The organism is Bacillus sp. FJAT-26390 (assembly GCF_001682865.1).
GTDB lineage: Bacteria > Bacillota > Bacilli > Paenibacillales > Paenibacillaceae > Pristimantibacillus.
Map to the genome: position 1 here is coordinate 1 of NZ_MAQX01000016.1, position 656 is coordinate 656.

Annotated in this window: 1 protein-coding gene and 1 pseudogene; both read left to right on the top strand. The window is 47.5% G+C overall.

What is annotated here, in order from left to right; all coding sequences use genetic code 11:
• On the top strand, positions 1 to 402 hold a 402-nt coding region (locus tag A7975_RS34965; protein WP_255314319.1), incomplete at both ends, for an IS110 family transposase.
• A gap of 1 nt (position 403) precedes the next feature.
• Positions 404 to 656, top strand: a pseudogene (locus A7975_RS34970) (IS110 family transposase); the annotation flags it as partial.

Here is a 656-nt window from a genome sequence, read left to right on the forward strand (position 1 = left end):
ATTAATCAAATCACTTCTTCTACCCTAATTGTCGGTGTAGACATAGCAAAGTTCAAACATGTGGCACGAGCGCAAGACTACCGCGGAGTCGAGTTCGGAAAGTCCATTACCTTTGAAAATAACCGAGAAGGCTTTGAACGATTTGTTAGTTGGTTCCGAAAGATTGCGATGGAGCAAGGGTTCAAGGACGTCATAGTCGGTATGGAACCCACTGGCCACTACTGGTTGAACCTCGCGTATTATCTGAAGGAACAACAAGTCTTATGCGGAGTAGTTAATCCGCTGCACGTGAAGAAAAGCAAAGAATTAGACGACAATTCGCCGACCAAGAATGACATCAAAGACGCCAGAGTCATCGCACAGCTCGTCAAAGACGGAAGATACGCCGTACCTAATCTTCCCNATATGGCATCTATGCCTGAACTAAGGGAGGCAATGAAAATTCGCGATCATCTGTCGACTGACCTGCGTGTGGTGCAAGGCCGCGTCCATAATTGGTTAGATCGGTATTTTCCAGAGTTTCTCACGGTGTTTAAGGATTGGGAATGCAAGTCCGCACGCCAGATGCTCGTCTTTGTTTGATGCCGTATGAGCTGGTTTCTCAGTCAGAGGAATCTCTGCTGAAGCATCTCAGAGAGGTGGCCAAGCGAGGACTC